General features: G+C 65.6%; 21 protein-coding genes. 15 read left to right on the top strand and 6 right to left on the bottom strand.

Annotation, left to right across the window (positions count from 1 at the left end):
- Nucleotides 1-6: 6 nt before the first annotated feature.
- The 13 genes from uvrA to FBY33_RS14700 all read left to right on the top strand — a co-directional run bounded on the left by uvrA (nucleotide 7) and on the right by FBY33_RS14700 (nucleotide 14,459).
- On the top strand, nucleotides 7-2,931 hold the full coding sequence (uvrA, locus tag FBY33_RS14640) for an excinuclease ABC subunit UvrA (RefSeq protein ID WP_142031187.1): 2,925 nt from the start codon (nucleotides 7-9) through the stop codon (nucleotides 2,929-2,931).
- Between the two features lie 79 nt (nucleotides 2,932-3,010).
- On the top strand, nucleotides 3,011-3,727 hold the full coding sequence (locus FBY33_RS14645) for an HAD hydrolase-like protein (RefSeq protein WP_142031188.1): 717 nt from the start codon (nucleotides 3,011-3,013) through the stop codon (nucleotides 3,725-3,727).
- Complete coding sequence (locus FBY33_RS14650; protein WP_142031189.1) at nucleotides 3,714-4,382, top strand: lysophospholipid acyltransferase family protein; 669 nt, start codon at nucleotides 3,714-3,716, stop codon at nucleotides 4,380-4,382. The genes FBY33_RS14645 and FBY33_RS14650 overlap by 14 nt, the downstream gene beginning before the upstream one ends.
- A gap of 43 nt (nucleotides 4,383-4,425) precedes the next feature.
- Nucleotides 4,426-6,426: an excinuclease ABC subunit UvrC gene (uvrC, locus tag FBY33_RS14655; protein ID WP_142031190.1), complete on the top strand. Its 2,001-nt coding sequence runs from the start codon at nucleotides 4,426-4,428 to the stop codon at nucleotides 6,424-6,426.
- Between the two features lie 85 nt (nucleotides 6,427-6,511).
- The gene (gene rapZ / locus FBY33_RS14660) at nucleotides 6,512-7,435 is read left to right on the top strand and encodes an RNase adapter RapZ (protein ID WP_142031191.1); all 924 of its coding nucleotides are present in this window, start codon (nucleotides 6,512-6,514) and stop codon (nucleotides 7,433-7,435) included.
- A complete protein-coding gene (locus FBY33_RS14665) occupies nucleotides 7,435-8,454 on the top strand; it encodes a gluconeogenesis factor YvcK family protein (RefSeq protein WP_142031192.1) in 1,020 nt (339 codons plus the stop codon). Before rapZ ends, FBY33_RS14665 begins: the two co-directional genes overlap by 1 nt.
- A gap of 9 nt (nucleotides 8,455-8,463) precedes the next feature.
- Nucleotides 8,464-9,444 carry a DNA-binding protein WhiA gene (whiA, locus tag FBY33_RS14670; RefSeq protein ID WP_015937022.1) on the top strand — a complete coding sequence of 327 codons (981 nt, stop codon included), beginning with the start codon at nucleotides 8,464-8,466 and terminating at the stop codon, nucleotides 9,442-9,444.
- Nucleotides 9,445-9,545: 101 nt separating this feature from the next.
- Entirely contained in the window at nucleotides 9,546-10,172 is a 627-nt protein-coding gene (locus FBY33_RS14675; protein ID WP_056333700.1) for a superoxide dismutase, read from the top strand.
- 259 nt (nucleotides 10,173-10,431) lie between these two features.
- Nucleotides 10,432-11,442, top strand: a complete 1,011-nt coding sequence (gap, locus tag FBY33_RS14680) for a type I glyceraldehyde-3-phosphate dehydrogenase (protein WP_142031193.1) — start codon at nucleotides 10,432-10,434, stop codon at nucleotides 11,440-11,442.
- A 10-nt stretch (nucleotides 11,443-11,452) separates the two neighbouring features.
- Nucleotides 11,453-12,679, top strand: coding sequence for a phosphoglycerate kinase (locus FBY33_RS14685; RefSeq protein ID WP_142031194.1), 1,227 nt, complete (start codon nucleotides 11,453-11,455; stop codon nucleotides 12,677-12,679).
- A 122-nt stretch (nucleotides 12,680-12,801) separates the two neighbouring features.
- Entirely contained in the window at nucleotides 12,802-13,617 is an 816-nt protein-coding gene (gene tpiA / locus FBY33_RS14690; protein WP_056333709.1) for a triose-phosphate isomerase, read from the top strand.
- 48 nt (nucleotides 13,618-13,665) lie between these two features.
- Nucleotides 13,666-13,923: a preprotein translocase subunit SecG gene (secG, locus tag FBY33_RS14695; protein WP_018771976.1), complete on the top strand. Its 258-nt coding sequence runs from the start codon at nucleotides 13,666-13,668 to the stop codon at nucleotides 13,921-13,923.
- Between the two features lie 137 nt (nucleotides 13,924-14,060).
- Nucleotides 14,061-14,459, top strand: a complete 399-nt coding sequence (locus tag FBY33_RS14700) for an RNA polymerase-binding protein RbpA (protein ID WP_142031195.1) — start codon at nucleotides 14,061-14,063, stop codon at nucleotides 14,457-14,459.
- On the opposite strand, the gene pgl is transcribed toward FBY33_RS14700, so the two are convergent.
- Genes pgl through tkt form a run of 6 tightly spaced genes read right to left on the bottom strand, consistent with a single transcriptional unit; the run spans nucleotide 14,412 to nucleotide 22,630 of the window.
- Nucleotides 14,412-15,230, bottom strand: a complete 819-nt coding sequence (pgl, locus tag FBY33_RS14705) for a 6-phosphogluconolactonase (RefSeq protein WP_142031196.1) — start codon at nucleotides 15,228-15,230, stop codon at nucleotides 14,412-14,414. The two genes, FBY33_RS14700 and pgl, sit on opposite strands and share 48 nt — an antisense overlap.
- On the bottom strand, nucleotides 15,220-16,161 hold the full coding sequence (locus FBY33_RS14710; RefSeq protein WP_142031197.1) for a glucose-6-phosphate dehydrogenase assembly protein OpcA: 942 nt from the start codon (nucleotides 16,159-16,161) through the stop codon (nucleotides 15,220-15,222). Before FBY33_RS14710 ends, pgl begins: the two co-directional genes overlap by 11 nt.
- Nucleotides 16,158-17,717: a glucose-6-phosphate dehydrogenase gene (gene zwf, locus FBY33_RS14715; RefSeq protein ID WP_142031198.1), complete on the bottom strand. Its 1,560-nt coding sequence runs from the start codon at nucleotides 17,715-17,717 to the stop codon at nucleotides 16,158-16,160. Before zwf ends, FBY33_RS14710 begins: the two co-directional genes overlap by 4 nt.
- A 15-nt stretch (nucleotides 17,718-17,732) precedes the next feature.
- Nucleotides 17,733-19,364, bottom strand: coding sequence for a glucose-6-phosphate isomerase (locus FBY33_RS14720; RefSeq protein ID WP_142031199.1), 1,632 nt, complete (start codon nucleotides 19,362-19,364; stop codon nucleotides 17,733-17,735).
- 5 nt (nucleotides 19,365-19,369) lie between these two features.
- Nucleotides 19,370-20,485, bottom strand: a complete 1,116-nt coding sequence (gene tal, locus FBY33_RS14725; RefSeq protein WP_142031200.1) for a transaldolase — start codon at nucleotides 20,483-20,485, stop codon at nucleotides 19,370-19,372.
- A gap of 27 nt (nucleotides 20,486-20,512) precedes the next feature.
- The gene (gene tkt / locus FBY33_RS14730; protein WP_142031201.1) at nucleotides 20,513-22,630 is read right to left on the bottom strand and encodes a transketolase; all 2,118 of its coding nucleotides are present in this window, start codon (nucleotides 22,628-22,630) and stop codon (nucleotides 20,513-20,515) included.
- Between the two features lie 518 nt (nucleotides 22,631-23,148).
- Between tkt and FBY33_RS14735 the strand changes: the two genes are divergently transcribed.
- Nucleotides 23,149-24,108: a heme o synthase gene (locus FBY33_RS14735; protein WP_142031202.1), complete on the top strand. Its 960-nt coding sequence runs from the start codon at nucleotides 23,149-23,151 to the stop codon at nucleotides 24,106-24,108.
- A gap of 175 nt (nucleotides 24,109-24,283) precedes the next feature.
- Nucleotides 24,284-26,551: a SulP family inorganic anion transporter gene (locus FBY33_RS14740; RefSeq protein ID WP_200831393.1), complete on the top strand. Its 2,268-nt coding sequence runs from the start codon at nucleotides 24,284-24,286 to the stop codon at nucleotides 26,549-26,551.
- Nucleotides 26,552-26,592: the final 41 nt, after the last annotated feature.

Below are 26,592 nucleotides of genomic sequence, written 5' to 3' on the forward strand. Positions count from 1 at the left end.
AATGGGGTGCCTAAAGCCGTAGCTGAAGAAACCCCTGCCCCCTCCGCTTCCCCCGCTGTCCCCTCCGCTGCCGCACCGCAGCGCCCGGACCTCTCCCGCCTTGTGGTGAAGGGCGCGCGGGAGCACAACCTGCGCAACGTGGACCTCGACCTGCCGCGTGATGCCATGATCGTCTTCACGGGCCTGTCCGGATCCGGCAAGTCCTCGCTCGCGTTCGACACGATCTTCGCCGAAGGCCAGCGCCGGTATGTCGAATCGCTGTCCGCCTATGCACGGCAGTTCCTTGGCCAGGTGGACAAGCCCGACGTCGACTTCATCGAGGGCCTCTCCCCGGCGGTCTCCATCGACCAGAAATCCACCAGCAAAAACCCGCGGTCCACCGTAGGCACCATTACCGAGATCTACGACTACATGCGCCTGCTGTGGGCCCGTGTCGGCAGGCCGCACTGCCCCGTCTGTGGCGAACCAGTGTCCAAGCAGACGCCGCAGCAGATTGTGGACCAGCTCCTTGAACTCGACGAGGGCACGCGCTTCCAGGTCCTGGCGCCGGTGGTGCGCGGACGCAAGGGCGAGTTCGTTGACCTCTTCAAGGAACTCAGCGCAAAGGGATACTCCAGGGCGCGGGTGGACGGCAACCTGGTCCAGTTGAGCGATCCCCCCAAGCTGGGCAAGCAGTTCAAGCACACCATCGAAGTGGTGGTGGACCGCCTGGTGGTCAAGGAAGGCATCAGCCAGCGGCTCACCGATTCCATCGAGACAGCCCTGGGACTGGCCGAGGGCCGGGTACTGGCGGAGTTCGTCGACCTTGAGGCCGACGACCCCGGAAGGATCCGGGCGTTCTCCGAGAACCTCGCATGCCCCAACGAGCACCCGCTCGCCATCGACGAAATCGAGCCCCGGTCCTTCTCGTTCAACAACCCCTTCGGCGCCTGCGCCGCCTGCAGCGGCATCGGCACCCGCCTCGAGGTGGACGAGGAACTCATCGTTCCCAACCCGGAACTGTCCCTGTCGGAGGGCGCCATCGCCCCCTGGTCCATGGGCACCGCCACCACCGAATACTGGAACCGGCTCCTCGAAGGCCTGGCAAAGGAAATCGGCTTCTCCATGACCACGCCATGGGAGAAGCTGGGCAAGGACGTGCGCCAGACCATCCTGCACGGCAAGGACCACAAGGTAGTGGTGCAGTACCGCAACCGCTTCGGCCGCGAACGCAAATACAGCACGGGTTTTGAAGGTGCCATCCAGTACGTCCACCGCAAGCATGGCGAGACTGATTCCGACTGGGCCCGCGACCGCTACGAGGAATACATGCGGCAGGTTCCCTGCCCCGCCTGCAACGGCGCGCGGCTCAACCCGGCATCCCTGTCGGTGCTGATCAACGGCAAGTCCATCGCCGAGGTTGCGGCCCTGCCAATGCGGGACTGCGCAGAGTTCCTGAACAACCTGGTCCTGACCGGGCGTGAAGCACAGATCGCCCACCAGGTCCTCAAGGAGATCCAGGCCCGCCTGACCTTCCTGCTGGACGTGGGCCTTGAATACCTCAACCTTGAGCGCCCCTCCGCCACCCTTTCCGGCGGTGAAGCCCAGCGTATCCGGCTTGCCACCCAGATCGGTTCCGGCCTGGTGGGCGTCCTCTACGTCCTCGACGAACCCTCCATTGGCCTGCACCAGCGCGACAACCGCCGGCTCATTGAAACCCTCACCCGGCTCCGCGACATGGGCAACACCCTTATCGTGGTCGAGCACGACGAGGACACCATCCACGTGGCCGACTGGATCGTGGACATCGGGCCCGGTGCCGGCGAGCACGGCGGGCAGGTGGTCCACTCGGGGACGTACAAGGAACTGCTGGACAACAGGGAATCGCTGACCGGCGACTACCTGTCCGGCCGCAAGGCCATCGAGGTGCCCAAGAAGCGCCGCAAGTACGACAAGAAGCGCGAGATCAAAGTGGTTGGGGCGCGGGAGAACAACCTCGTGAACGTCGACGCCGCCTTCCCGCTGGGGCTCTTCACCGCGGTGACCGGCGTGAGTGGTTCGGGCAAGTCGACACTCGTCAACGAAATCCTCTACAAGGTGCTGGCGAACAAGCTCAACGGCGCCAAGCAGGTGGCCGGGCGGCACAAGACGGTACAGGGCCTGGAGCACCTGGACAAGGTGGTCCATGTGGACCAGAGCCCCATCGGCCGGACCCCCCGCTCCAACCCGGCCACCTACACGGGGGTCTTCGACAACATCCGCAAGCTTTTCGCCGAGACCACAGAGGCCAAGGTCCGCGGCTACCTTCCCGGCCGCTTCTCGTTCAACGTCAAAGGCGGCCGCTGCGAGGCATGCTCCGGCGACGGCACGCTGAAGATCGAAATGAACTTCCTGCCTGACGTCTACGTCCCCTGCGAGGTGTGCCACGGTGCCCGCTACAACCGGGAGACCCTTGAGGTGCACTACAAGGGCAAGACCATCGCCGACGTCCTCAACATGCCCATCGAAGAGGGCGCCGAGTTCTTCGCGGCGTTCTCACCCATCGCACGGCACCTGAACACCCTGGTTGACGTGGGACTCGGATATGTCCGCCTGGGACAGCCTGCAACCACCCTCTCCGGCGGTGAAGCCCAGCGCGTCAAGCTCGCGGCGGAACTCCAGAAGCGGTCCAACGGACGCAGCATCTATGTCCTGGACGAGCCCACCACGGGCCTGCACTTCGAGGACATCCGCAAGCTGCTCATGGTCCTGCAGGGGCTGGTAGACAAGGGCAATACGGTGATCACCATCGAGCACAACCTCGACGTCATCAAGAGTGCCGACTGGCTGGTTGACCTCGGGCCCGACGGCGGTTCGGGCGGCGGCCAGGTTGTCGCCGCCGGAACCCCGGAGCAGGTGGCAAAGTCCACCACCAGCCACACGGGGAAGTTCCTCGCCGAAATACTTGGCTGAGTGGGGGAAATTCCTGCGAAGTATTCCTCCGCGGGAATGCGAGTTTCAGGCACTCCTGCTGTCGTGAGAAACTAACCCGGTGACTTCAACAACAGTGCCCGTGATCTTTGACCTGGACGGCACTCTTGTCGACCCTGCAGGTGGAATAACCGAGGGGATTGCCTCAGCCCTCCGCGGACTGGGACTCCCGGTTCCCGGCCAGGACCTGCTTGATGCGATGATCGGCCCCAAGCTGAGCGATTCCCTGCTCAACGTGGCAAAGGTGCCGGCGGACCGCCTGGAAGAGGTGGTCCGCCGGTACCGCGAACACTATGTGTCCACGGGGATAGCCCAAAGCCGGCTGTACCCGGGCATCCGCGACATCCTTGAATCCTTCGCCGCAGCGGGACAGCCCGTGGCAGTAGCCACCCAAAAGCCCCAGCGGCTGGCGCATAAAGTGCTGGCACACCATGGCATCGACGCCCTCTTCCACGGCATCCACGGTTCCGCCGATGATGAAGCGGCAGTGGAAGGCGTCCCGCTGGGCAAGACCCAGATCATCGCCGCGGCCCTGCGGGACCTGGACACGCGACACGCCATCATGGTGGGGGACCGCGCGCAGGATGTGTCCGGCGCGATCGCCAACGGACTGGACTGCATCGGTGTCGCCTGGGGGTTCGCCCCGGACGGTGAACTGGAAGATGCCGGCTCTGTGGCCGTCGTCAGCACCCACGGGGAACTGGTGGCGGTCATCGAGCGGCTGCAGGCTCTCCACGCTGCGGCAATGAGCGGGGTGAGCCACGATGGAAATGTTTGATGCCGTCCGCTGGACCACACGCAACCTGATTTCCGGCACCTGCCGGCCCACCGTCGTCGGCCTGGAAAACGTCCCCTCCGACGGCCCCTTCATCGTGGCTCCCAACCACCTGTCCTTCTTCGACAGCGTGATTGTGCAGGCACTCATGCCCAGGCCGGTCGCGTTTTTTGCCAAAGCCGAATATTTCACCACCGGCGGCGTCAAGGGCAAGGTCATGAAGGCCTTCTTCGAATCCGTGGGCTCCATCCCGGTAGAGCGCGGCGAACAGGCCGCCAGTGTCCAGGCGCTCAAAACGCTCCTGGACATCCTTGAGGCAGGCCGCGGCATCGGGATCTACCCGGAGGGAACCCGTTCCCGTGACGGCATCCTCTACCGGGGACGCACCGGCGTCGGCTGGCTGGCGCTCACCACCGGGGCGCCGGTGATTCCTGTGGGCCTGATCGGCACCGAGAAGCTCCAGCGTGCCGGCGAAAAGGGAGTCAGGCCACAGCACTTCACCATGAAAGTGGGGGAGCCGCTGTACTTCGACAAGACCGGGCCCGACCATTCCCTCCCCGCCCGTAGGGAAGTCACGGACCGGATCATGGATGCGATTGCCGAGCTCAGCGGCCAGCAACGCTCCACCAGCTACAACCAGAGCAAGATCGCAGAATAGCCCCATGGCAAGCAGACCGGGTGCGACTCAGTAGACTTGATAGGTGGCAAATCCAGCAAGTTACCGGCCCAAAACCGGTGAAATCCCCACCAACCCGGGCGTTTACCGTTTCCGTGATCCGCACGGCCGGGTCATCTATGTCGGCAAAGCGAAAAGCCTCCGGTCCCGGCTGAACTCCTATTTCGCCAACCCGGCCGGACTGCTGCCCAAGACCTACGCCATGGTCCACGCGGCCAGCAGCGTCGAGTGGACCGTGGTTGGCAGCGAGCTGGAGTCGCTGCAGCTCGAATACACCTGGATCAAGGAATTCAAACCCCGTTTCAACGTGGTGTTCCGGGATGACAAAACCTATCCCTACCTTGCCGTGACCATGAGCGAGAAATACCCCCGGGTACAGGTCATGCGGGGGGACAAGCGCAAAGGGACCCGCTACTTCGGCCCCTACACTGCCGGTGCCATCCGCGAAACCATGGATACCCTGCTCCGCGTCTTCCCCGTCCGGAGCTGCAGCGCCGGCGTCTTCAAGCGCGCGGAGGCCAGCGGACGGCCCTGCCTGCTGGGATACATCGACAAGTGCTCCGCCCCGTGTGTCGGGCGGATCTCGCCGGAAGACCACCGGGCGCTGGCTGAGGATTTCTGTGCCTTCATGGGCGGCGAGGCCAAGCGTTTCATCACCAAGCTGGAAAAGCAGATGGCCGACGCCGTGGGGAAACTCGATTACGAGCACGCCGCCCGGTTGCGGGACGACATCACCGCCCTGCGCAAGGTCTTCGAGCGGAACGCAGTGGTGCTGGCCGAGGACACCGACGCCGACGTTTTTGCCCTGCATGAAGACGAACTGGAAGCCGCCGTGCAGGTATTCCATGTCCGCGGCGGCAGGATCCGGGGCCAGCGCGGCTGGGTGGTGGAAAAGGTGGAGGACTTCAGCACTCCGGATCTGGTGGAGCATCTGCTGCAGCAGGTCTACGGCGAGGACGGCGACACCCATGGCCGGCTGCCCCGCGAAGTCCTGGTCCCCGTGGCGCCCAGCAATGCGGAGGACCTTGCCCAGTGGCTGGGCGGCATCCGTGGTGCCAAGGTGGACATCCGGGTGCCGCAGCGCGGAGACAAGGCGGCGCTGATGTCCACGGTCCGCGAGAACGCCGAGCACGCGCTGAAACTCCACAAGACGCGGCGCGCCGGGGACATCACCGTCAGGTCCCAGGCCCTCCAGGAACTCCAGGAAGCGCTGGACCTGCCAGTGCCCCTGCTCCGGATTGAATGCTTCGACGTCTCCCATGTCCAGGGCACCAACGTGGTGGCATCCATGGTGGTGGTGGAGGACGGGCTGCCCAAGAAGTCCGATTACCGCAAGTTCTCCATCACCGGCCCCGCGGCGGCCGATGACACCGCGGCCATGCATGACGTCCTGACGCGGCGGTTCCGCCATTACCTGCAGGACAAGTCTGCCCAGGTGGACGAATCCGTCCTGGCCTCCGACGGCCAGGAGGCGGCACCGGGTGCGGCCGTGCTGGACACCACCACGCCTGCCCCCAAGGCAAAATTCGCCTACCCGCCCAACCTTGTGGTGGTGGACGGCGGGCAGCCGCAGGTGAACGCTGCGGCCCGTGCCCTAAGGGACCTGGGCATCGACGACGTCTATGTCGTGGGCCTGGCCAAGCGGCTGGAGGAAGTGTGGCTTCCGGACAGCGACTTCCCCGTCATCCTGCCCCGCACGTCCCAGGGGCTGTACCTGCTGCAGCGGATCCGTGACGAGGCGCACCGCTTCGCCATCACCTTCCACCGGCAAAAGCGGGGCAAGGCCATGACGGTGTCGGCACTCGACGCCGTTCCGGGCCTCGGCGCCTCCAAGCGGAAAGCCCTGCTGGCCCACTTTGGCTCGGTCAAGGGCGTCAAGGCCGCCACCGTGGAAGAGCTGGCGCAGGCAAAGGGGATTGGTCCGGCACTGGCCACTGCCATCGTGAACCACTTCGCGTCCGACGGACCCGAGGCCGTTACCGTGCCGGCGATCAACATGACCACCGGCGAAATCATCGAGACTTAGCGCCTGTCCCCGAAACTTAGCTAGGGTAAAGGACGGGCAGCGCCATCGCGGTGCCGGCGGACAACGAGGAAACGGGGCAGGCTTCATGGCAGACACGACGGCGGGATCCGGAGCGGATCAGGACGGGCTGGAGCCCGTCAAACCGCTCGAAGCGGAGCTGCTGGTGGTCACCGGAATGTCCGGCGCCGGGCGGAGCACCGCCGCGGACGCCCTGGAAGACCACGGCTGGTATGTCGTGGAAAACCTCCCGCCCCAGATGCTGGGCACGCTGGCGGAGCTCGTCTCACACGCCCCGCAATCGATTCCCCGGCTCGCAGTAGTGATCGATGTCCGCAGCAAGGGCCTCTTCGCGGACATCCGCGCGGCCCTGGGGGCTCTCGCCGCGAGCGGGGTCACCTTCCGTGTCCTGTTCCTTGATGCCAGCGACAACGTCCTGGTCCGGAGATTCGAACAGGGGCGCCGGCCGCACCCGCTGCAGGGCGGTGGACGCATCCTGGACGGCATCGCTGCTGAACGCGAGCTGCTGCAGGAACTGCGCGACAGCTCCGACGTCGTCCTGGACACCTCCAACTACAACGTCCACGGCCTGGCCACCGCCATCACTGAACTGTTCAGCGAAACCGGTCCGGTGGCCCTGCGGCTGAACGTCATGAGCTTTGGCTTCAAATACGGACTGCCGGTGGACGCGAACTACGTTGCCGACGTCAGGTTCATTCCCAACCCGCACTGGGTGCCGCAGCTGCGTCCGCAGACCGGCCTGGACAAGGACGTCAGCGACTACGTGCTGGAGGCCGAGGGCGTCAAGAACTTCGTGGACCGCTACGTCCTGGCCCTGGAACCCGTCCTGGAGGGGTACCGCCGGGAGAACAAGCACTACGCCACGATCGCCGTCGGCTGCACGGGCGGCAAACATCGCTCCGTGGCCGTTGCAGTGGAGCTGTCCAAGAAACTTGCGCAGTACCCGCGGGTCACGGTGACCACCGCGCACCGGGATCTGGGCCGCGAATAATGGCCCTGTTCACCGGAGCCCTGCCCCTGGTGCCGCCCGCCACCGGCAAGGGCTCGGGCCAGCAGGACAAGGGCCCCAACGTGGTGGCTTTGGGCGGCGGGCACGGCCTGGCGGCCTCGCTGTCCGCGCTGCGCCTGCTAACCTCCGAACTCACCGCGGTGGTCACGGTGGCGGACGACGGCGGCTCCTCCGGGCGTCTGCGCGAGGAGTACGGCGTCCTTCCGCCGGGAGACCTCCGGATGGCCCTGTCCGCGCTCTGCGACGACACCGACTGGGGCCGCACCTGGCGCGACGTCATGCAGCACCGGTTCCGCGCAGGGAAGGGACCCGGCGGTTCGCTGGACGAGCACGCCATGGGGAACCTGCTGATCGTCACCCTGTGGGAGCTGCTGGGCGATACCGTTGCCGGGCTCAAATGGGCGGGCGCCCTGCTCGGCGCCCGCGGCCAGGTCCTGCCGATGTCCACCGTCCCGCTCACCATTGAAGGTGATGTGCGGGTGACCGCCCCGGACGGCGGAACGGCACTGCAGACCATCCACGGCCAGGCGCGGTGCGCGGTGGCCGGTTCGCTCGAGGAAGTCCGGCTCCTGCCCAAAGCGGCGCCGGCCTGCACGGACGCCTTGACCGCCATTGAGCTGGCGGACTGGGTGGTCCTTGGCCCTGGGTCCTGGTACACCTCAGTCCTGCCGCACCTGCTCCTGCCGGAGATGCGCCAGGCCCTCTGCAGCACGCCCGCCAAGCGCTGCCTGACCATGAACCTCGCCACGGACACCAAGGAAACCACCGGCATGACGGCGGCGGACCACCTCCACGTCCTTCGTCGCTACGCCCCGGAGTTCAGCGTGGACGTGGTCCTGGCCGACCCCACGTCCGTACCGGACCGGCAGGAGTTCGAGAAGGCAGCCGGCATGATCGGGGCAGAGGTGGTCTTGGGTAAAGTAGGGGCGTCGGGACGCCGCCCTGTCCACGAGCCGCTGCGGCTGGCGACGGCGTACCAGGACATTTTTGGGAACAGTTAGGAAGGTGCCATGGCACTGACAGCATCAGTCAAGGAAGAACTGTCCCGTCTGGACATCAAGAAGTCATCAGTGCGCAAGGCCGAAGTCTCCGCCATGCTCCGGTTCGCCGGGGGACTGCACATTATTTCCGGCCGGATCGTGATCGAGGCGGAAGTCGACCTCGCCTCGACGGCCCGCAGGCTCCGGGCCGCGATCGCCGAGGTCTACGGACACCAGAGCGAGATCATCGTGGTGTCGGCCGGCGGACTCCGGCGCGCCAGCCGCTACGTGGTCCGCGTGGTCCGGGACGGCGAGGCGCTTGCCCGCCAGACCGGTCTCCTGGACGGCCGGGGACGCCCCGTGCGCGGCCTGCCGTCCGCCGTCGTCAACGGGTCCGCGGCAGATGCCGAAGCCGTATGGCGCGGAGCCTTCTTGGCCCACGGCTCACTCACGGAGCCTGGCCGGTCATCTTCGCTTGAGGTCACCTGCCCGGGGCCGGAATCGGCGCTGGCCCTGGTGGGCGCGGCCCGCCGGCTGGACATCCAGGCCAAGGCCCGGGAAGTCAGGGGAGTGGACCGCGTGGTCATCCGTGACGGCGACACCATTGCCGCGCTCCTGACCCGCATGGGAGCGCACGACGCGCTGATGGTGTGGGAGGAACGCCGTATGCGCAAGGAGGTCAGGGCCACCGCCAACCGGCTCGCCAACTTCGACGACGCCAACCTACGGCGTTCCGCGCAGGCAGCAGTGGCCGCAGGGGCAAGGGTGGACCGGGCGCTGGAGATCCTGGGCGATGACGTTCCGGACCACCTCAAGTACGCGGGCGAACTGCGGGTGGCGCACAAACAGGCAAGCCTGGACGAGCTGGGCCGCCTTGCCGATCCGGTCATGACCAAGGACGCAATTGCCGGCAGGATCCGCCGCTTGCTGGCCATGGCGGACAAACGCGCGCTTGACCTGGGCATTCCCGGAACGGACGCCAATGTGACGCCCGAAATGCTGGACGAGTAACCGCCCCATAGAATCAAAAATAATTCCGGGCACCAGCTGTCCGGATGCACAATCCGAGAGTTACCAACCGGGCCTGCGGGTCCACGATATTGGAGGATTTTGTGACCGAGTACGTTTTGCCGGAACTCAGCTACGACTACGCCGCCCTCGAACCGCACATCTCTGCGCGGATCATGGAACTGCACCACAGCAAGCACCACGCCACCTACGTGGCCGGCGCCAACAACGCCCTGGCCCAGCTGGCCGAGGCGCGCGAAAAGGGCGACTTCGCCAACATCAACCGCCTCTCCAAGGACCTCGCGTTCCACACCGGCGGCCACATCAACCACTCTGTGTTCTGGAAGAACCTCTCCCCGGACGGCGGCGACAAGCCCGAGGGCGAGCTCGCGGCCGCCATCGACGACGCCTTCGGCTCCTTCGATGCCTTCCGTGCACAGTTCTCCGCCGCGGCACTTGGCCTGCAGGGCTCCGGCTGGGGCTTCCTGGCCTACGAACCCATCGGCGGCAACCTGGTCATCGAGCAGCTCTACGACCAGCAGGGCAACACGGCACTGGGCACCACCCCGCTGCTGATGCTGGACATGTGGGAGCACGCCTTCTACCTGGACTACGTGAACGTGAAGGCCGACTACGTCAAGGCGTTCTGGAACATCGTCAACTGGGCGGACGTCGCCCAGCGCTTCGAGGCAGCACGCACCAACGCCACGGGCCTCATCACCCTCCCGTAGTGACCGGCGTTATGCCCCGCTGTAACAAACTTCACATTCGGACTTAAATCGGCCGGGATGTGGACGGTCCGCCCCCGCACTTGCGGGGGCGGACCCAGTTAAACGTAAGATAGGTCACGGAAGGCGGTTAGCCTTCAGCAATGAGGCTGGTCGCCCTCCGTGTTAATCATCTCTGCCCAATGGCGTGCGGGATCTGTTAGTTGGCTTGATAGCCCGCTCAACTAGTTGTGCTTCTGAAAGCACCAAGGAGACTGAAAAAGTGACGACCCGTATTGGTATCAACGGCTTTGGCCGTATTGGCCGCAACTACTTCCGCGCAGCACTCGCTCAGGGCGCGGACCTCGAGATCGTTGCAGTCAACGACCTCACCAGCCCCGAAGCTCTGGCGCACCTGTTCAAGTACGACTCCGTCGGCGGCCGCCTGAAGGAAACCATCGAGGTCAAGGACGGCAACATCGTCGTCAACGGCAACGTTGTGAAGGTCCTCGCCGAGCGGGATCCCGCCAACCTCCCGTGGGGCGAGCTCGGCGTGGACATCGTCATCGAATCCACCGGTTTCTTCACCAAGGCAGCCGACGCCCAGAAGCACATCCAGGCCGGTGCCAAGAAGGTCCTGATCTCCGCTCCGGCCTCGGACGAGGACATCACCATCGTCATGGGTGTGAACCACAACCTCTACGACAACGCCAAGCACAACATCATTTCCAACGCATCCTGCACCACCAACTGCCTCGGCCCGCTGGCCAAGGTTGTCAACGACGAATTCGGCATCGAACGCGGCCTGATGACCACCGTTCACGCCTACACCGCTGACCAGAACCTGCAGGACGGCCCGCACAAGGACCTGCGCCGCGCCCGCGCTGCCGCCATCAACATGGTCCCCACCTCCACCGGTGCCGCCAAGGCCATTGGCCTGGTCCTGCCGGAGCTCAAGGGCAAGCTGGACGGCTACGCCATCCGCGTCCCCGTGCCCACCGGCTCGGCCACCGACCTCACCGTCACGGTCTCCCGCGAGACCACCGTCGAGGAAGTCAACGCCGCCCTCAAGCGTGCGGCCGAATCCGAGGAGCTGCAGGGCTTCCTGACCTACACGGACGAGCCCATCGTGTCCTCCGACATTGTTGGTGACCCCGCGTCCTCCATCTTCGACTCCGGCCTGACCAAGGTCATCGGCAACCAGGTCAAGGTTGTTTCCTGGTATGACAACGAATGGGGCTACTCCAACCGCCTCGTAGACCTCACGGAGCTTGTGGCATCCAAGCTGGGCTAGGGTTAGACACATGACATCTCACACCCTCAACGAACTGATCGCTGAAGGTGTCCGCGGGCGGTACATTCTGGTTCGAAGTGACCTGAATGTGCCGCTCGACGGCTCTACAGTCACTGATGATGGCCGTATCAAGGCCTCCCTGCCAGTGCTGCAAAAGCTCACGGACGCCGGTGCCCGCGTGCTGGTTACAGCCCACCTCGGACGCCCCAAGGGCGCCCCGGAAGACAAGTACTCCCTCCGCCCCGCAGTGGACCGCCTCGCCGAACTGGCGGGCTTCAAGGTCACCCTGGCTGCCGACACCGTCGGCGATGCCGCCAAGGCGGCCGCCGCAACCCTGCAGGACGGCGAGGCCCTTGTCCTCGAGAACGTCCGCTTCGACGCCCGCGAGACCAGCAAGGATGACGCTGAACGCGGAACCTTCGCGGATGAACTCGTGGCATTGACCGGCGGCAACGGCGCCTACGTGGACGACGCCTTCGGTGCCGTCCACCGCAAGCATGCCAGTGTCTACGACGTCGCCACCCGGCTCCCGTCATACCAGGGCGACCTGGTGCACACCGAGGTGGAAGTCCTCCGGAAGCTGACCACTGACACCCAGCGTCCCTACGTGGTGGTGCTCGGCGGGTCCAAGGTCTCGGACAAGCTTGCAGTGATCGACAACCTGATCGGCAAGGCTGACACCATCCTGGTGGGCGGCGGCATGCTCTTCACGTTCCTGGCGGCAGCCGGCCACAAGGTTGGCTCGAGCCTCCTTGAGGAGGACCAGATCCCTGTCGTCAAGGACTACCTGAAGCGCGCAGCCGACGCCGGAACCGAATTCGTGGTGCCCACGGACGTGGTGGTGGCAGAGAAGTTCGCTGCCGACGCCAAGCACGAAACCGTGGCGGCAGACGCGATTGAAGGCAGCAGCTTCGGCGCCCAGGGCATCGGCCTGGACATTGGGCCCGATACCGCGGCTGCCTTTTCCGAACGGATCAAGGGCGCGCGGACGGTCTTCTGGAACGGTCCCATGGGCGTCTTCGAGTTCGCCGCGTTCTCGGCAGGTACCCGTGCCATCGCGCAGGCCCTGACCGAAACTGAGGGATTCACCGTGGTGGGCGGCGGCGATTCTGCTGCCGCAGTGCGGACACTGGGATTCAGTGATGACCAGTTCGGCCATATTTCCACCGGCGGCGGTGCCAGCCTTGAGTACCTTGAAGGCAAGGAACTGCCCGGCCTGAGCGTCCTGGACCGCTAGAAGCAGGCCGGTAAGACCACCGCTGCTGACCACAAGCAACCGGACTTCACAGTCCTCCGGCCGGCAGGTTGCCCGCGGCAGCCTGCCGGCCGCACCCATATCAAGAACTTTTTGGAGATTACGTGACTACGTCAACGAACGGCGCTTTTGACCGCAAGCCCTTCATCGCGGGCAACTGGAAAATGAACATGGACCACGTGCAGGGCATCACGCTCCTGCAGAAGCTGGCCTGGACCCTCTCCGACGCCAAGCACGACTACAGCCGCGTTGAGGTGGCCGTCTTCCCGCCGTTCACGGACCTCCGCGGTGTCCAGACCCTGGTCCAGGGCGACGACCTGCAGGTCGCCTACGGTGGCCAGGACCTGTCGCAGTTCGACTCGGGAGCCTACACCGGTGACATCTCGGGGCAGTTCCTGAACAAGCTCGGCTGCAAGTACGTCCTGGTAGGCCACAGCGAACGCCGGACCATCCACAACGAATCCGACGAGGTCCTCAACGCCAAGGTCAAAGCTGCCTTCAAGCACAACCTGGTTCCCGTGCTCTGCGTCGGCGAAGGCCTGGAGATCCGCCAGGCCGGAACGCACGTGGACCACACGCTGCAGCAGCTCCGCGCCGGCGTGGCCGGGCTCACCAACGAGCAGGCCGCCGAACTGGTGGTAGCCTACGAACCCGTTTGGGCGATCGGCACCGGCGAAGTGGCAGGACCGGAGGACGCCCAGGAAATGTGCGCCGCCATCCGCGCCGAGCTGGAGTCGCTGTTCGGAGCGGAAACGGCCGGCAAAACCCGCCTGCTCTACGGCGGCTCGGTGAAGGCCAACAACGCGGCCGCGATCCTTCAGGAACGCGACGTGGACGGTCTGCTGGTGGGCGGCGCAAGCCTGGACCCGGCCGAGTTTGCTAATATTGTCAGGTTCGAGAGCCACCTGGTCACGGACTAGTCCGTAGCCAGCCAATACTCCCGCAATCCCAACTTCTGAAAGGCCGTCGTGGACGTTCTTCATGTCATTCTGCAGATCCTCTTGGGGATCACCAGCCTCCTTCTGACGCTGCTGATCCTCCTGCACAAGGGACGCGGCGGCGGGTTGTCCGATATGTTCGGCGGCGGCATGAGCTCGGGCCTCAGCTCTTCAGGTGTGGCAGAACGAAACCTCAATCGCTTCACCATCATCCTGGGCGTCACCTGGGGCGTGGTGATCATTGCCCTCGGCCTGATCATGCGGTTCAGCGGGACCGGGGATTCCTGACCCCTGCTGGACAAGGTCCTTTAGGCCCTGCCGGTCATTAGGCCTGCGAATTAGACTGTGGCTGTCGGTTTACCCGGCAGCCACAGTCTTGTTTAAGCTGCAGGTCCGCCGGCGCTCCCTTCGAGGCAGGAGTCGTTATGGTCCACCCATCATCCGGGTTCCGGGGCACCCGCGCCGGCGTGACGGCAGGGTCCGGTTCGAGCCTGCAGTCCACCGACGCCTCGCCGTCACGTCCGCTTCCGCGGATCCGCGTGTCCTATTGGTGCGCCAAGGGGCACGAGACGCAGCCCGTGTTCCTGAAGATGCCGGAGGACCAGATTCCCACGATGTGGGACTGCAGGCGCTGCGGTGCTCCTGCTTCCCGGGACGGCCGTGCCGCGGCAGCTGACGACCCCTTCGACGACGGCTACAAAAGCCACCTGGAATACGTTAAAGAACGGCGCTCCGGCCAGGACGCCGAAGCTGTCCTGGCCGGAGCGCTGGAAAAATTACGCGCCCGCGGCGTCCTTCCGGACCAACTGCTGCGGGACCCGTGAGGCGGCGTTCTCGTCGATCAGCCACAGGGTACGGGACGTTCCCCGGGGACCGGAGGCCGGTACCTGAACCGGGTTGGCTCCAGCCAGTGCCAGTCCCACCGCACCTGCCTTGTCTTCCCCGGCCACAACCATCCATACCTCCGCCGCCGTATTAATGGCAGGCAGGGTAAGGGAGATCCGCAGCGGCGGCGGCTTGGGCGAGTTCCTGACGCCCACCACCGTGCGCTCCTTTTCACGGATGCCGGCCTGTTCCGGGAACAGTGATGCAATATGTGCGTCAGGTCCTACGCCGAGCAGCACCACATCCAGCCGGGGGAGTGCGGAGGGTTCCTCCGGCCGGTCGTCGGACATGTCAGCCGCATGCTCGGCTGCAGCAGCTTCCCGCAACCGGCGTGCGTAGTCCTCGGCGGCTTCTTCCGGGGTGTCGAAATCATCTGCGGAACCAGGGGAGTGCACCCGGTCCGGGTCCACGGGAATGTGGGACAGCAACGCGTCGAACGCCTGCCTGGTGTTCCGCTCAGGATCGGCGGACCCCACGAAACGTTCGTCACCCCACCAGAAGTTGACCTTGGACCAGTCGACGGCGGGCGCTGCCGGCGAATCCGCAACAGCCTTCAACGTGCCAATCCCCACGGTTCCCCCGGTTAGCACCACGGTGGCTTCGCCGTACTTGTCCTGTACATCAACGAGCTTGGTGATCAGGCGTGCCGCGATGGCGGCCATGAGGACTGACGAATCCGGATGGATGCTTACTCGTGGGTCAACGCTCACTGGGTCGGACGCTCCTTAGATTGGTACGTGGCAGTCCAATAGTAATCACTTCCCCAAAGACTTCGTCCGGGTCGAGGCGGCGGAGTTCTTCGGCGAGGCAGTCGCGGAGGCTGCGCCGTGGCAGCGAGATGCGCTGGGCGGGCTGGCCTGGTTGGGTCAGCTCCGCCACGGAGAGTCCGGGGCGGAAGAGCTGGACGTCACCGCCGGGGCGGGTGAGCCGGACGCGGCGGATGCCGGTTCCGGCGGGGTCCGCGACGATGGTGACTGGGGCATCCAGGGTCAGGGTGAGCCACGCTGCGAGCAGGATGGTGGACGGTGAGTCCGAGGCGCCTTCGACCGCGACGGCCGTGACCGGGGAGGAGTCCACCCCATCCAGGGCCGCAGCGAGCTGGATCCGCCAGTTGGTCAGCCGGGTCCAGGCGAGGTCGGTGTCGCCGGCCTTGTAGGTGCCGTGGATCCGTTCCAATGCCGCCTGGGGGTCCGGTTCGTTGGCGGAGTCGGTGATCCTGCGGTGCGCGATCGCACCGATGGAGGTTTCGCAGGCGTTCTCCGGGGCACCGTGCGGCCACCAGGCCACGATCGGGGCGTCCGGAAGCAGCAGCGCGGCCACCAGGGACTCGGACTCGTGGGCCAGCTGGCCGTAGCCGCGCAGGACGATGACTTCCGAGGCGCCGGCGTCCCCGCCGACCCGGATCTGGGCGTCGAGCCGGTCCTCGCTATCTTTCCCGGCGTCGGCCAGGACGATGATCCGGCAGGGGTGTTCCCGGCTGGCGTCGTTCGCGGCCTCGATTGCTTCTTCCTCAAGGCCGGACTTGGTCACCACCACCAGGGTCAGGACCCGGCCCAGGGCAATCACGCCGCCCTGCTCGCGCAGGGCCATGAGTTTCTTGGACACCTTCGATGTGGTGGTGTCGGGCAGGTTAACGATCATGGCCTTCTCCAGGTTCGTCCGTCACGGGCCAGCAGCTCGTCAGCAGAGGCCGGCCCCCAGGAGCCGGGGGCGTAGGGCTCGGGCTGTTCTGCCAGGGAGGCCCAGTATTCCTCGAACGGGTCGAGGATCTTCCAGGACAGCTCCACTTCCTCATGCCGCGGGAACAGCGGCGGCTCGCCCAGGAGCACGTCCAGGATCAGCCGCTCGTAGGCCTCGGGCGAGGACTCGGTGAAGGAGTGGCCGTAGCCGAAGTCCATGGTGACATCCCGGACTTCCATCTGGGTGCCGGGGACCTTGGAACCGAACCGTATCGTCACACCCTCGTCAGGCTGGACCCGGATTACTACCGCGTTCTGCCCGAAATCGTCCTCGCCGTGGTCACGGAACAGCAGGTTGGGGGCGCGCTTGAAGACGACGGCGATTTCCGTCACCCGCCGCCCCAGGCGCTTGCCCGCACGGAGGTAGAAGGGGACTCCGGACCAGCGGCGGGTGTGGATGTCCACGCGGACCGCAGCGTAGGTCTCGGTAGTGGAATCGGCCGGGATGCCTTCTTCCTCCAGGTAGCCCTGGACCTGCTCGCCGCCCTGCCAGCCGCCGGTGAATTGTCCGCGCGCGGAGTGCGTGGACAGGTCCTCCGGAAGCTTGACCGCGGCGAGGACCTTTTCCTTCTCGGCCCGCAGGTCATCGGCGTTGAACGAGATCGGCTCCTCCATCGCCGTGAGCGCCAGCAGCTGCAGCAGGTGGTTCTGGATCACGTCGCGGGCCGCACCCACGCCGTCGTAATACCCCGCCCGGCCGCCGGTGCCGATGTCCTCCGCCATGGTGATCTGGACGTGGTCCACGTAGTTGGCGTTCCACAACGGTTCGAACAACTGGTTAGCGAAACGCAGTGCCAGGATGTTCTGCACCGTTTCCTTGCCCAGGTAGTGGTCGATCCGGAACACCGCGTCCGGCGGGAACACCGACTCGACGATGTCGTTCAGCTTCCGGGCCGACTCCAGGTCGTGCCCGAACGGCTTTTCGATCACCACGCGCCGCCACTTATCCCCGTCGGCCTGCGCCAGGCCGTGCTTGGACAACTGCCGGCAGACCTGCTCGAACGCCTTGGGCGGGATCGACAGATAGAACGCATGGTTCCCGCGGGTGCCGCGGACATCGTCGAGTTCCTTGATCGTCTCACCCAACCGCTCAAAGGCGGCATCGTCGTCGAACTCGCCCTGGACAAACCGGATGCCCTCTGACAACTGGTTCCAGACGGCCTCATCAAAGGGCGTACGGGCGTGCGCCTGCACGGAAGCCTTCACCTCGGCGGCGAAATCCTCCTTGTCCCACTCCCGGCGGGCAAAACCCACCAACGCGAAACTCGGCGGCAACAGCCCGCGGTTGGCAAGGTCGTACACAGCCGGCATCAACTTCTTCCGGGCAAGGTCACCCGTCACCCCAAAGAGGACCAACGACGACGGACCGGCAATCCGGTTCAAACGGCGGTCACGGGGGTCACGCAGCGGATTACGACCGCGGCCCGCGCCCTTCCTGCCGTATTCAGTTTCTGGCATGGTTGCTTCTGTGCCTTAGCTTTCGGTGGCGGACGCGCGGGTGGACAGGGCAGCAGCAATGTCCTGCAGCTGCGCCACGCCGGCGGCACGGTCGGTGAGGTGGAGGCGCAGCACGGGGCGGCCGTGACCAGCCAGGACCTGGGCGTCGCCTGCAGCCTGCGCGGCGATGAGCTCGCCGAAGCTGAAGGGCCGGTCCGGGATCCCCAGGTCCTCGGCGGGCGTCGCCGTGACCTGCAGGAAGACGCCAATGGCGGGTCCACCCTTGTGGAATTGGCCGGTGGAGTGCAGGAAGCGCGGGCCCCAGCCGAACGTCACCGGACGGCCGGTGGCGGCGGCCAGTTCGTCCCGGATGCCCTCCAGGTTGGCGAAGGCCAGCCGGTCAAAGTACGCCTGGACGCTCAGGTAGCTGTCAGCCGCCAGGGTGCCCAGCAGGGCCTTGACAGCGCCCTCCGCGGTGGCAGCGTTTCCGAGCCAGTCCCCGCCGCGCACCTCAATGGCGCCGTCGACGAACGCTGCAGGCGTGGGCTCGGGCTGGGCGTCCAGGAGTCCGCGCGCTGCCACCTTGGCGGCCTCAACGTCAGGCTGGTCGAAGGGGTTGATGCCCAGGAGCCGCCCGGCAACGGCCGTGGCGAATTCCCAGACCATCATCTGGGTGGCAAGGCCGCCGGCAATGGCCACCTGGTTGTCGCCGGGTTCGACGTCGGCATCCGCGGCCACGAGCCGGACCACCAGGACGTCGGGGGCGCCAGAGGTTACCTCCGGGGCATCCGGACCCGCGACGACCGGCAGGATGCCGGTTCCCAGCTTGCCGGTGGATTCAGCGATGAGCTGTTCAGCCCAATCGGCGAAACCAACAATGCCGGAGCCGTCCTCGGCAATGACGATCTTGTTCCGCAAGGGGCTGGTTCCGCCCAGCGCGGCGCCCAGGGCCAGCCCGATGTTTTCGGGGGCGTCATCGTTCAGGATTTCGGCAGCTTCCTCAGCCTCGTCCAGGAACGCCTGGATATCCACGCCGGCCAGGCCCGAAGGAACCAGGCCGAACGCCGTGAGCGCGGAGTAGCGGCCGCCGACATTGGGGTCGGCGTTGAAGACAGCGCGGTAGCCCGCTTCCCGGGAGGCCTTGTCCAGCGGGGAGCCCGGGTCCGTCACGATGATGGTCCGGCTCTTGGCGTCCAAGCCGGCCTGGGTGAAGGCCTGCTCGAAAATCCGGCGCTGCGAGTCGGTTTCCAGGGTGGAGCCGGACTTGGACGAGACAACGATCGCGGTCTGCGCCAGCCGGTCAGCCAGGGCAGCACGGACCTGGTCCGGGTCCGTGCTGTCCAGCACTGTCAGCTCGACGCCGGCGGTGCCAGCGATAACCTCGGGGGCCAGCGAGGATCCGCCCATGCCGCAAAGCACAATCCTGCTGACGCCCTCGGCGCGCAGGGCGTCCCGGAGTTCCAGGATGTCCTTGACCAAAGGCTGCGAGACTGTTGCCGCCTCCACCCATCCGAGGCGGATTGCCGACTCGGATTCGGCGTCGGGACCCCACAGGGTGTGGTCCTTCGCGAAGATCCGGGTGGCGACCCGCTCCTCGACGAGGGCGGGAAGGTGCTGGTCAAGCGCCTGCTGGGCAGCGCCGGTGGCGTCGAAGCTGAGAGTGCTCATGGGTGTTAGGAAGCCTTCCGTGCAGAGGCGAGGGCGCCTTCGACGTCCGCCAGCAGTTCCTTCCAGCTGGCCACGAACTTGTCCAGGCCTTCGGTTTCAAGGAGTGCTACGACGTCGTTGTAGGAGATCCCCAGCTTTTCCAGGGCGTCGAGGGTGGCGTTTGCTTCGTCATAGGTGCCGGTGACCGTGTCACCGGTAACCACGCCGTGGTCGAAGGTGGCATCCAGGGTCTTCTCCGGCATGGTGTTCACCACGCCGGGGGCAACGAGCTCGGTGACGTAGAGGGTGTCCGGGTAGGCCGGGTCCTTCACGCCGGTGGAAGCCCACAGGGGGCGCTGGGGGAGTGCCCCTGCGTCAGCAAGCAGGGCCCAGCGTTCGGTGGCGAAGAGCTCTTCGTAGACCTGGTAGGCCAGGCGGGCGTTGGCCAGGCCGGCCTTGCCCTTGAGCGCCTTTGCCTCGTCGGTGCCGATCTTGTCCAGGCGCTTGTCGATTTCGCTGTCCACGCGGGAGACGAAGAAGGAGGCCACGGAGTGGATCTTCGAGAGGTCGTGGCCGTTTTCCCTGGCCTGCTCCAGGCCGGACTGGAAGGCGTTGATGACCGCACGGTAGCGCTCCAGCGAGAAGATCAGGGTCACGTTGACGCTGATGCCCTCGGCCAGGGTTGCCGTGATGGCCTCGAGGCCTTCGATCGTTGCCGGGATTTTGATGTGGACGTTGTCCTTGTTGACACGCTGGGAGAGGTGCTTGGCCTCCGCGATGGTTCCTGCGGTGTCCCAGGCCAGGCGCGGGTCAACTTCGATGGAGACGCGGCCGTCAACGCCCCTGGTGGCGGCGGCCACCGGTGCGAACAGGTCGCAGGCGTCGGCGACGTCGGTGGTGGTGATCTCGAAGATCGTGTCCTCCACGCTGGCACCTTCTGCTGCCTTGCGGGCAATGATGTGGTCGTAGTCAGTGCCGGAGGTGATGGCGGCGTGGAAGATGGACGGGTTGGTGGTCACACCAACCACGTTCTTCTCTTCGATGAGCTTGCGGAGGGTGCCGGTCTGCAGGCGTCCGCGGGAAAGGTCATCGAGCCAGATGGAGACTCCGGCGTCGGAGAGCTGCTGGGTGGGAGTAGTCATTTTTCGTATCTCCTAAAAGTTTGGGTTTCAGGCCTGGAGGCTGGAGAGGGAGTCCTTGGCGGCGGCAGCAACGGCTTCTGCCGTAATGCCGAACTCCTGGAACAGCCGCTTGTAGTCGGCGGAAGCGCCGTAGTGCTCAAGGCTCACGGAACGGCCGGCATCGCCGACGAATTCACGCCAGGTCAGGGCCAATCCGGCTTCCACCGACACGCGTGCCTTGACGGCGGCGGGCAGGACGGATTCGCGGTAGGAGCTGTCCTGCTTCTTGAACCACTCCACGCACGGCATGGAAACCACCCGGGCTGCAATGCCTTCGGCCTGGAGGGCTTCGCGGGCCTGGACGGCCAGCTGGACCTCGGAGCCGGTGGCAATGAGGATCACGTCGGCCGGTACCGTGGCGCCGTCCTTCGATGCCTCGGCCAGGACGTAGCCGCCCTTTGCCACACCCGCGGTGGAGGCGAAGGTGTCGCCGTCGGCGTCGCCCTCGCCGCGTTCCCAGGTGGGAATGTTCTGGCGGGTGAGGACGATGCCTGCCGGGTTGGCGTGGTTTTCCAGCATGGTCTTCCAGGCAGCGGCCACTTCGTTGGCGTCACCGGGACGGACCACGTCCAGGCCCACGATCGCCCGGAGCGAGGCGAGCTGCTCCACCGGCTGGTGGGTGGGGCCGTCCTCGCCCAGGCCGATGGAGTCGTGCGTCCAGACATACAGCGACGGAACACCCATCAGGGCACCCAAGCGGATGGCCGGACGCTGGTAGTCGCTGAAGATCAGGAAGGTTCCGGAGAACGCACGGGTGTTGCCCGCCAGGCTGATGCCGTTCACGATTGACGCCGCGGCGTGCTCGCGGATGCCGAAGTGCAGCACCCGGCCATAGGGGTTTCCGGACCAGGCGCCGGTCTGCTTGGAAGCCGGCACGAAGGACGGGGAGCCTTCAATGGTGGTGTTGTTGGACTCTGCAAGGTCGGCGGAGCCGCCCCAGAGTTCGGGCATGACCGGGCCCAGGGCGTTGAGGACCTTGCCCGATGCTGCGCGGGTGGAAACGTCCTTGCCGGCCGGGAAGACCGGAAGGGCTGCGTCGATGCCCTCCGGAAGTTCCTGCGCTTCGATGCGCTGCAGGAGTGCTGCGCCCTCCGGGTTGGCTGCTTGCCAGGCATTGAAGGACTCTTCCCATTCCTTGCGCTCGGACGCGCCGCGCTCCACCACCTGGCGGGCGTGGTCAAGGACTTCCTGGTCCACCTGGAAGGACTTGGCGGTGTCGAAGCCCAGGACCTCCTTCAATGCGGCCACCTCGTCGGCACCGAGGGCGGAACCGTGGATCTTCCCGGTGTTCTGCTTCTTGGGTGCGGGGTAACCGATGATGGTGCGCAACGAAATGATGGACGGCTTGGAGGTTTCGGCCTTGGCGGCGAGCAGGGCGCTGTAGAGCTCCTGGACGTCTTCCTTGTATTCGCCGGTCCGGGTCCAGTCCACCCGCTGCGTGTGCCAGCCGTACGCTTCGTAACGCTTCAGGACGTCTTCGGTGAAGGCGATGTCGGTGTCGTCCTCGATGGAGATGTGGTTCTCGTCGTAGATGACCACGAGGTTGCCGAGTTCCTGGTGGCCGGCCAGCGAGGAAGCCTCGGCCGTGACGCCTTCCTGGAGGTCGCCGTCGGAAGCGATGACCCAAATGGTGTGGTCAAACGGCGATTCGCCGGCGGGGGCGTCGGCGTCGAACAGGCCGCGCTGGCGGCGCTGCGAGTAAGCGAAGCCCACGGAGGATGCAAGGCCCTGGCCCAGCGGGCCGGTGGTGATCTCAACGCCGGCGGTGTGCTTGTACTCGGGGTGTCCCGGGGTCAGCGAACCCCAGGTGCGGAGCGCCTCCAGGTCCTTCAGCTCCAGGCCGTAGCCGGAGAGGAACAGCTGGATGTAGAGGGTGAGCGAGGTGTGGCCGGGGGACAGCACGAAGCGGTCGCGGCCCAGCCACTGCGGATCGCGCGGGTCATGGCGCATCAGCTTCTGGAAAAGCAGGTAGGCGGCCGGCGCAAGGCTCATGGCGGTTCCTGGGTGGCCGTTGCCCACCTTCTCCACGGCGTCTGCAGCCAGGACGCGGATGGTATCCACGGCGCGCTGGTCCAAGCTGGTCCATGACAGTTCTTGCTTATCCAAATGTGGCACGAAAACCGGGCCCCTCTCTGTGCTGATGGCGGCGGTACACCGGCTCCGTTTAAGGGCGCACTGTGTGGCGCCCGCTGCGGTGTGTACCAGCCGTTCACCATCGAAACGTTGATCCTTGCATTCAGTCACGGACAGCAGCGGGAATGCGTTTTCCACCGCTTTCTTGCTGCGTGCTGATCTGGTGACAGCTTAGCTCGTATCCATTCTCCGGGCGGGCCATATCTCACGTTTTGGACGCAATTTCCCCTTTTGTGAATCAGCATTCCGACCGGTTGAGTTAATCTGCTCGAATGGGCCCGTGAGCAATCAATTGCGCATATGGAAGGGCCGGGACGGGGCCTGCGGCGCGGTATGATATTCGGAGGCCAACGCCGGATGGGCATCGCTATCGCCGCCGGGGTTTCCCGACTGTTGCACGCTCTTGGAGCATTTCCTCCCTTTGTGCCGTGCCCGGGTCCGGGCCGCACGACCGGAGCTGCATTGCCAGCCTCAACTGCCACACAGAACGGGTGACTGCCACCGTGAGCACTACAGATACGCCGCTGAACGCATCCCGGGCCTCCGGCGCCGGGTTTGCCCGTAAGGCCAAGGCGTATCTCGCCCTCACCAAGCCACGCGTGATCGAACTGCTCCTGGTCAGCACCCTGCCCACGATGATCTATGCCGAACGGGGCTTCCCGTCCATCGGGTTGATCCTGGCCACGCTGGTTGGCGGCGCCTTTGCAGCCGGCAGCGCAGGCGCGTTCAACTGCTACATCGACCGCGACATCGACAAGCTGATGCACCGTACGGAAAACCGGCCCCTGGTCACCGGCGAAGTCACCCCGCGGGAGGCCCTGGTCTTCTCCTGGCTGCTGGGCGCGGCCTCGATCGTGATCCTTTGGTTCGGCGCCAATCCTCTCTCGGCCTGGCTTGGGCTGGCCGCCATCTTCTTCTACGTTGTCATCTACACGATGATCCTCAAGCGGCGCACTGCGCAGAACATCGTCTGGGGCGGTGCCGCCGGCTGCTTCCCGGTGCTGATTGCGTGGGCTGCCGTCACCAACTCCGTCGAGTGGCCGGCGGTCATCCTGTTCATGGTGATCTTCCTGTGGACCCCGCCGCACTACTGGCCCCTGTCCATGCGCTACGGCGAGGACTACCGGAACGCCAACGTCCCCATGCTCGGAGCCATCGCCGGCGCCAAGGTGGTGTCCGTCCAGGTGGTCCTGTACGCCTGGGCCATGGTGGCCTGCTCGCTGCTGATGATTCCGGGCGGAGGTGCCGGTTGGGTCTACACCGTCACCGCCATCCTTGCCGGTGCATGGTTCCTTTACGAATCACACGCCCTTTACGCCCGCGCCCAGCGCGAGGACATCCAGGACAAGCGCGCCATGAAGGTGTTCCACGGTTCCATCAGCTACCTCACCCTGCTGTTCATCGCCCTGGCGGTGGACCCGTTCGTCGGGCATGCAATCATCGCCGGTTAGGCCAAGGCAACAGCCATGGCGGCTCCCACCTCATGGTGGAGGCCGCCGTTTGCTTTAACTACATGCCGCCCGCGTTGGTTTGACCTTCTTGTCATATCCGTCACTTTAGCTGTCATCGCCAATGACAAGATGCTTACGGTGGACGGGAACCTTCCCTCGACCCAAGGAGATTCCCATGGAAGCCCGTCCCTCCGCAGTCCCCGCGCCCAGCCACAGCCCGCCGGGAGGGAAAGGAGACCGCGGCCGCTTCAGATTCCCCCGGCCGCCGTTTGCCGCCCATCTTGGTGCCGACGTACCGGCATCCCTGGTGGTGTTCCTGGTGGCCCTCCCGCTCTCGCTCGGCATCGCAGCCGCGTCGGGAGCACCCATCATGGCCGGACTCATTGCCGCAGCCGTTGGCGGAATCGTGGCGGGAAGCCTTGGTGGCTCACCGCTGCAGGTGAGCGGACCCGCAGCGGGCCTTACCGTCGTCGTTGCCGGCCTGGTCCAGGAGTTCGGCTGGCAGGTGACCTGCGCAATCACCGCAGCCGCCGGCGTCGTGCAGCTCCTGTTGGGCATCAGCCGCGTGGGCAGGGCCGCCCTGGCGGTTTCGCCGGTAGTTGTCAAGGCAATGCTCGCCGGCATCGGCGTCACCATCATCCTGCAGCAGCTCCACGTACTCCTCGGGGCAAAGCCGGCAGGCTCGGCCCTCGAGAACCTCGCGGCACTGCCGGCAGCCATCACCAGCCTGGAACTGCACGCGGCCCTGCTGGGGCTCGCCGTCGTGGCAATCCTCCTGTGCTGGAAGTTCATGCCCGCCGCGGTCCGGCGAATTCCCGGGCCGCTGGCCGCCGTCGCCGCAGGCACGTCACTGGCCGTGGCCTTTGCACCCGGTGTCGAACGCATCTCCCTGGACGGCTCAATCTTCGATGCGATCGCCCTCCCGCAACTCCCCGACAGCAACTGGCGCGCCTTCGCCTTCGCCGTCCTGACCATGGCACTGATCGCCAGCATCGAATCCCTCCTGTCCGCCGTCGCCGTGGACAAGATGCAAACCGGTCCGCGCACCAACCTGAACAGGGAGCTCATCGGCCAGGGCACGGCCAACATCGTTTCCGGTTCACTGGGCGGACTGCCCGTCACGGGGGTTATTGTCCGCAGCGCCACGAATGTGGAGGCGGGTGCGGCCACCCGGGCCTCTGCCGTGCTGCATGGTGTTTGGGTCCTTGCGTTTTCTGCCCTCTTTGCGGGGCTGATCCAGCTGATTCCGCTGGCCGTCCTGGCCGGACTGCTGGTAGTCATCGGCGCGCGCCTGATCAAGGTGGCAGACATCCGGACCAGCCTGCGCACCGGGGATCTGCCGATTTATGCCGTGACCCTCATTTGCGTGGTGTTCCTGAACCTGCTTGAGGGCGTCATGATCGGCCTGGCCCTCGCAGCTGCCAGCGTGCTGTGGCGCGTGCTGCGGGCCCCCATCCACGCACACCGTCCCGCCGCGCCATCGTCGCTCTGGCGCGTGACCATCGCCGGCTCGTGCAGCTTCTTCGCGCTGCCAAAACTCAACGGAGTCCTGCAGTCCGTCCCCGCTGCCGCGGACGTTGTAGTGGAGCTCAACGCCGACTACGTTGACCATTCCTTCCGGGAAGCCCTGCTCGCCTGGCAGCGCCAGCACCAGGCTGAGGGCGGCACCGTGAATCTTGAGGAGCACGGCAACACGGTGTTCCAGGACGCTGCGCACCAGGCGCCCAGGCGCGCAGAAGCCACCGAGCTGCCCCTGCCACCGCGGACGGAGCCGTTGCTGCAGGGCATCAACAAATACCACCGCCGGTTTGCCCATCAGGTCCGTCCGCTGGTGCATGATCTGACAGAGGGGCAAAGTCCGGACAGCCTTTTCGTGGCCTGCGTCGACTCCCGCGTCAATCCGAACCTGATCACCAGCAGTGGCCCGGGAGACCTGCTCACGCTGCGGAACATTGGCAACGTGGTGTGCAGCCACGGCCAGGACGCTTCGATCGACTCGGCCCTGTCCTTCGCCGTCAAGGGACTGGGGGTGCAGTCGCTGGTCATCTGCGGACACTCGAACTGCGGTGCCATGAAGGCGCTGCTCGCAGAAGCCGACGGCGGCGACCACAGTTCCCTTGACCCGGCGTTCGGGCAATGGCTGGAGCACGCCCGGCCGAGTTACACGCAACTGCTTGCCGGGCATCCGGTGGGCAGACAGGCCGCGGCAGCCGGTTACAGCACTGTTGACCAGCTGGCGATGGTCAATGTGGCCGTGCAGCTGGCAAAGCTGCAGAACCATGCGGTGGCGGGCCCGGTGCTGGCGGACGGGAAGGTGCAGGCCACGGGCCTGTTCTATGACATTGCCACGGCGCAGGTCCTCCAGATCACAGCCGATGGCATCGAGAACCTTGACCCCGCCTGCGACGCCGCGTTTCAGGTCAAGGCTTTCGCGGAACGGTAATGTCCCTGGCCTCTTAAAGGAGCCCGAAACCGGCAGGCGCC

The sequence above is a fragment of the Arthrobacter sp. SLBN-112 genome, from assembly GCF_006715225.1.
Classification (GTDB): Bacteria; Actinomycetota; Actinomycetes; order Actinomycetales; family Micrococcaceae; genus Arthrobacter.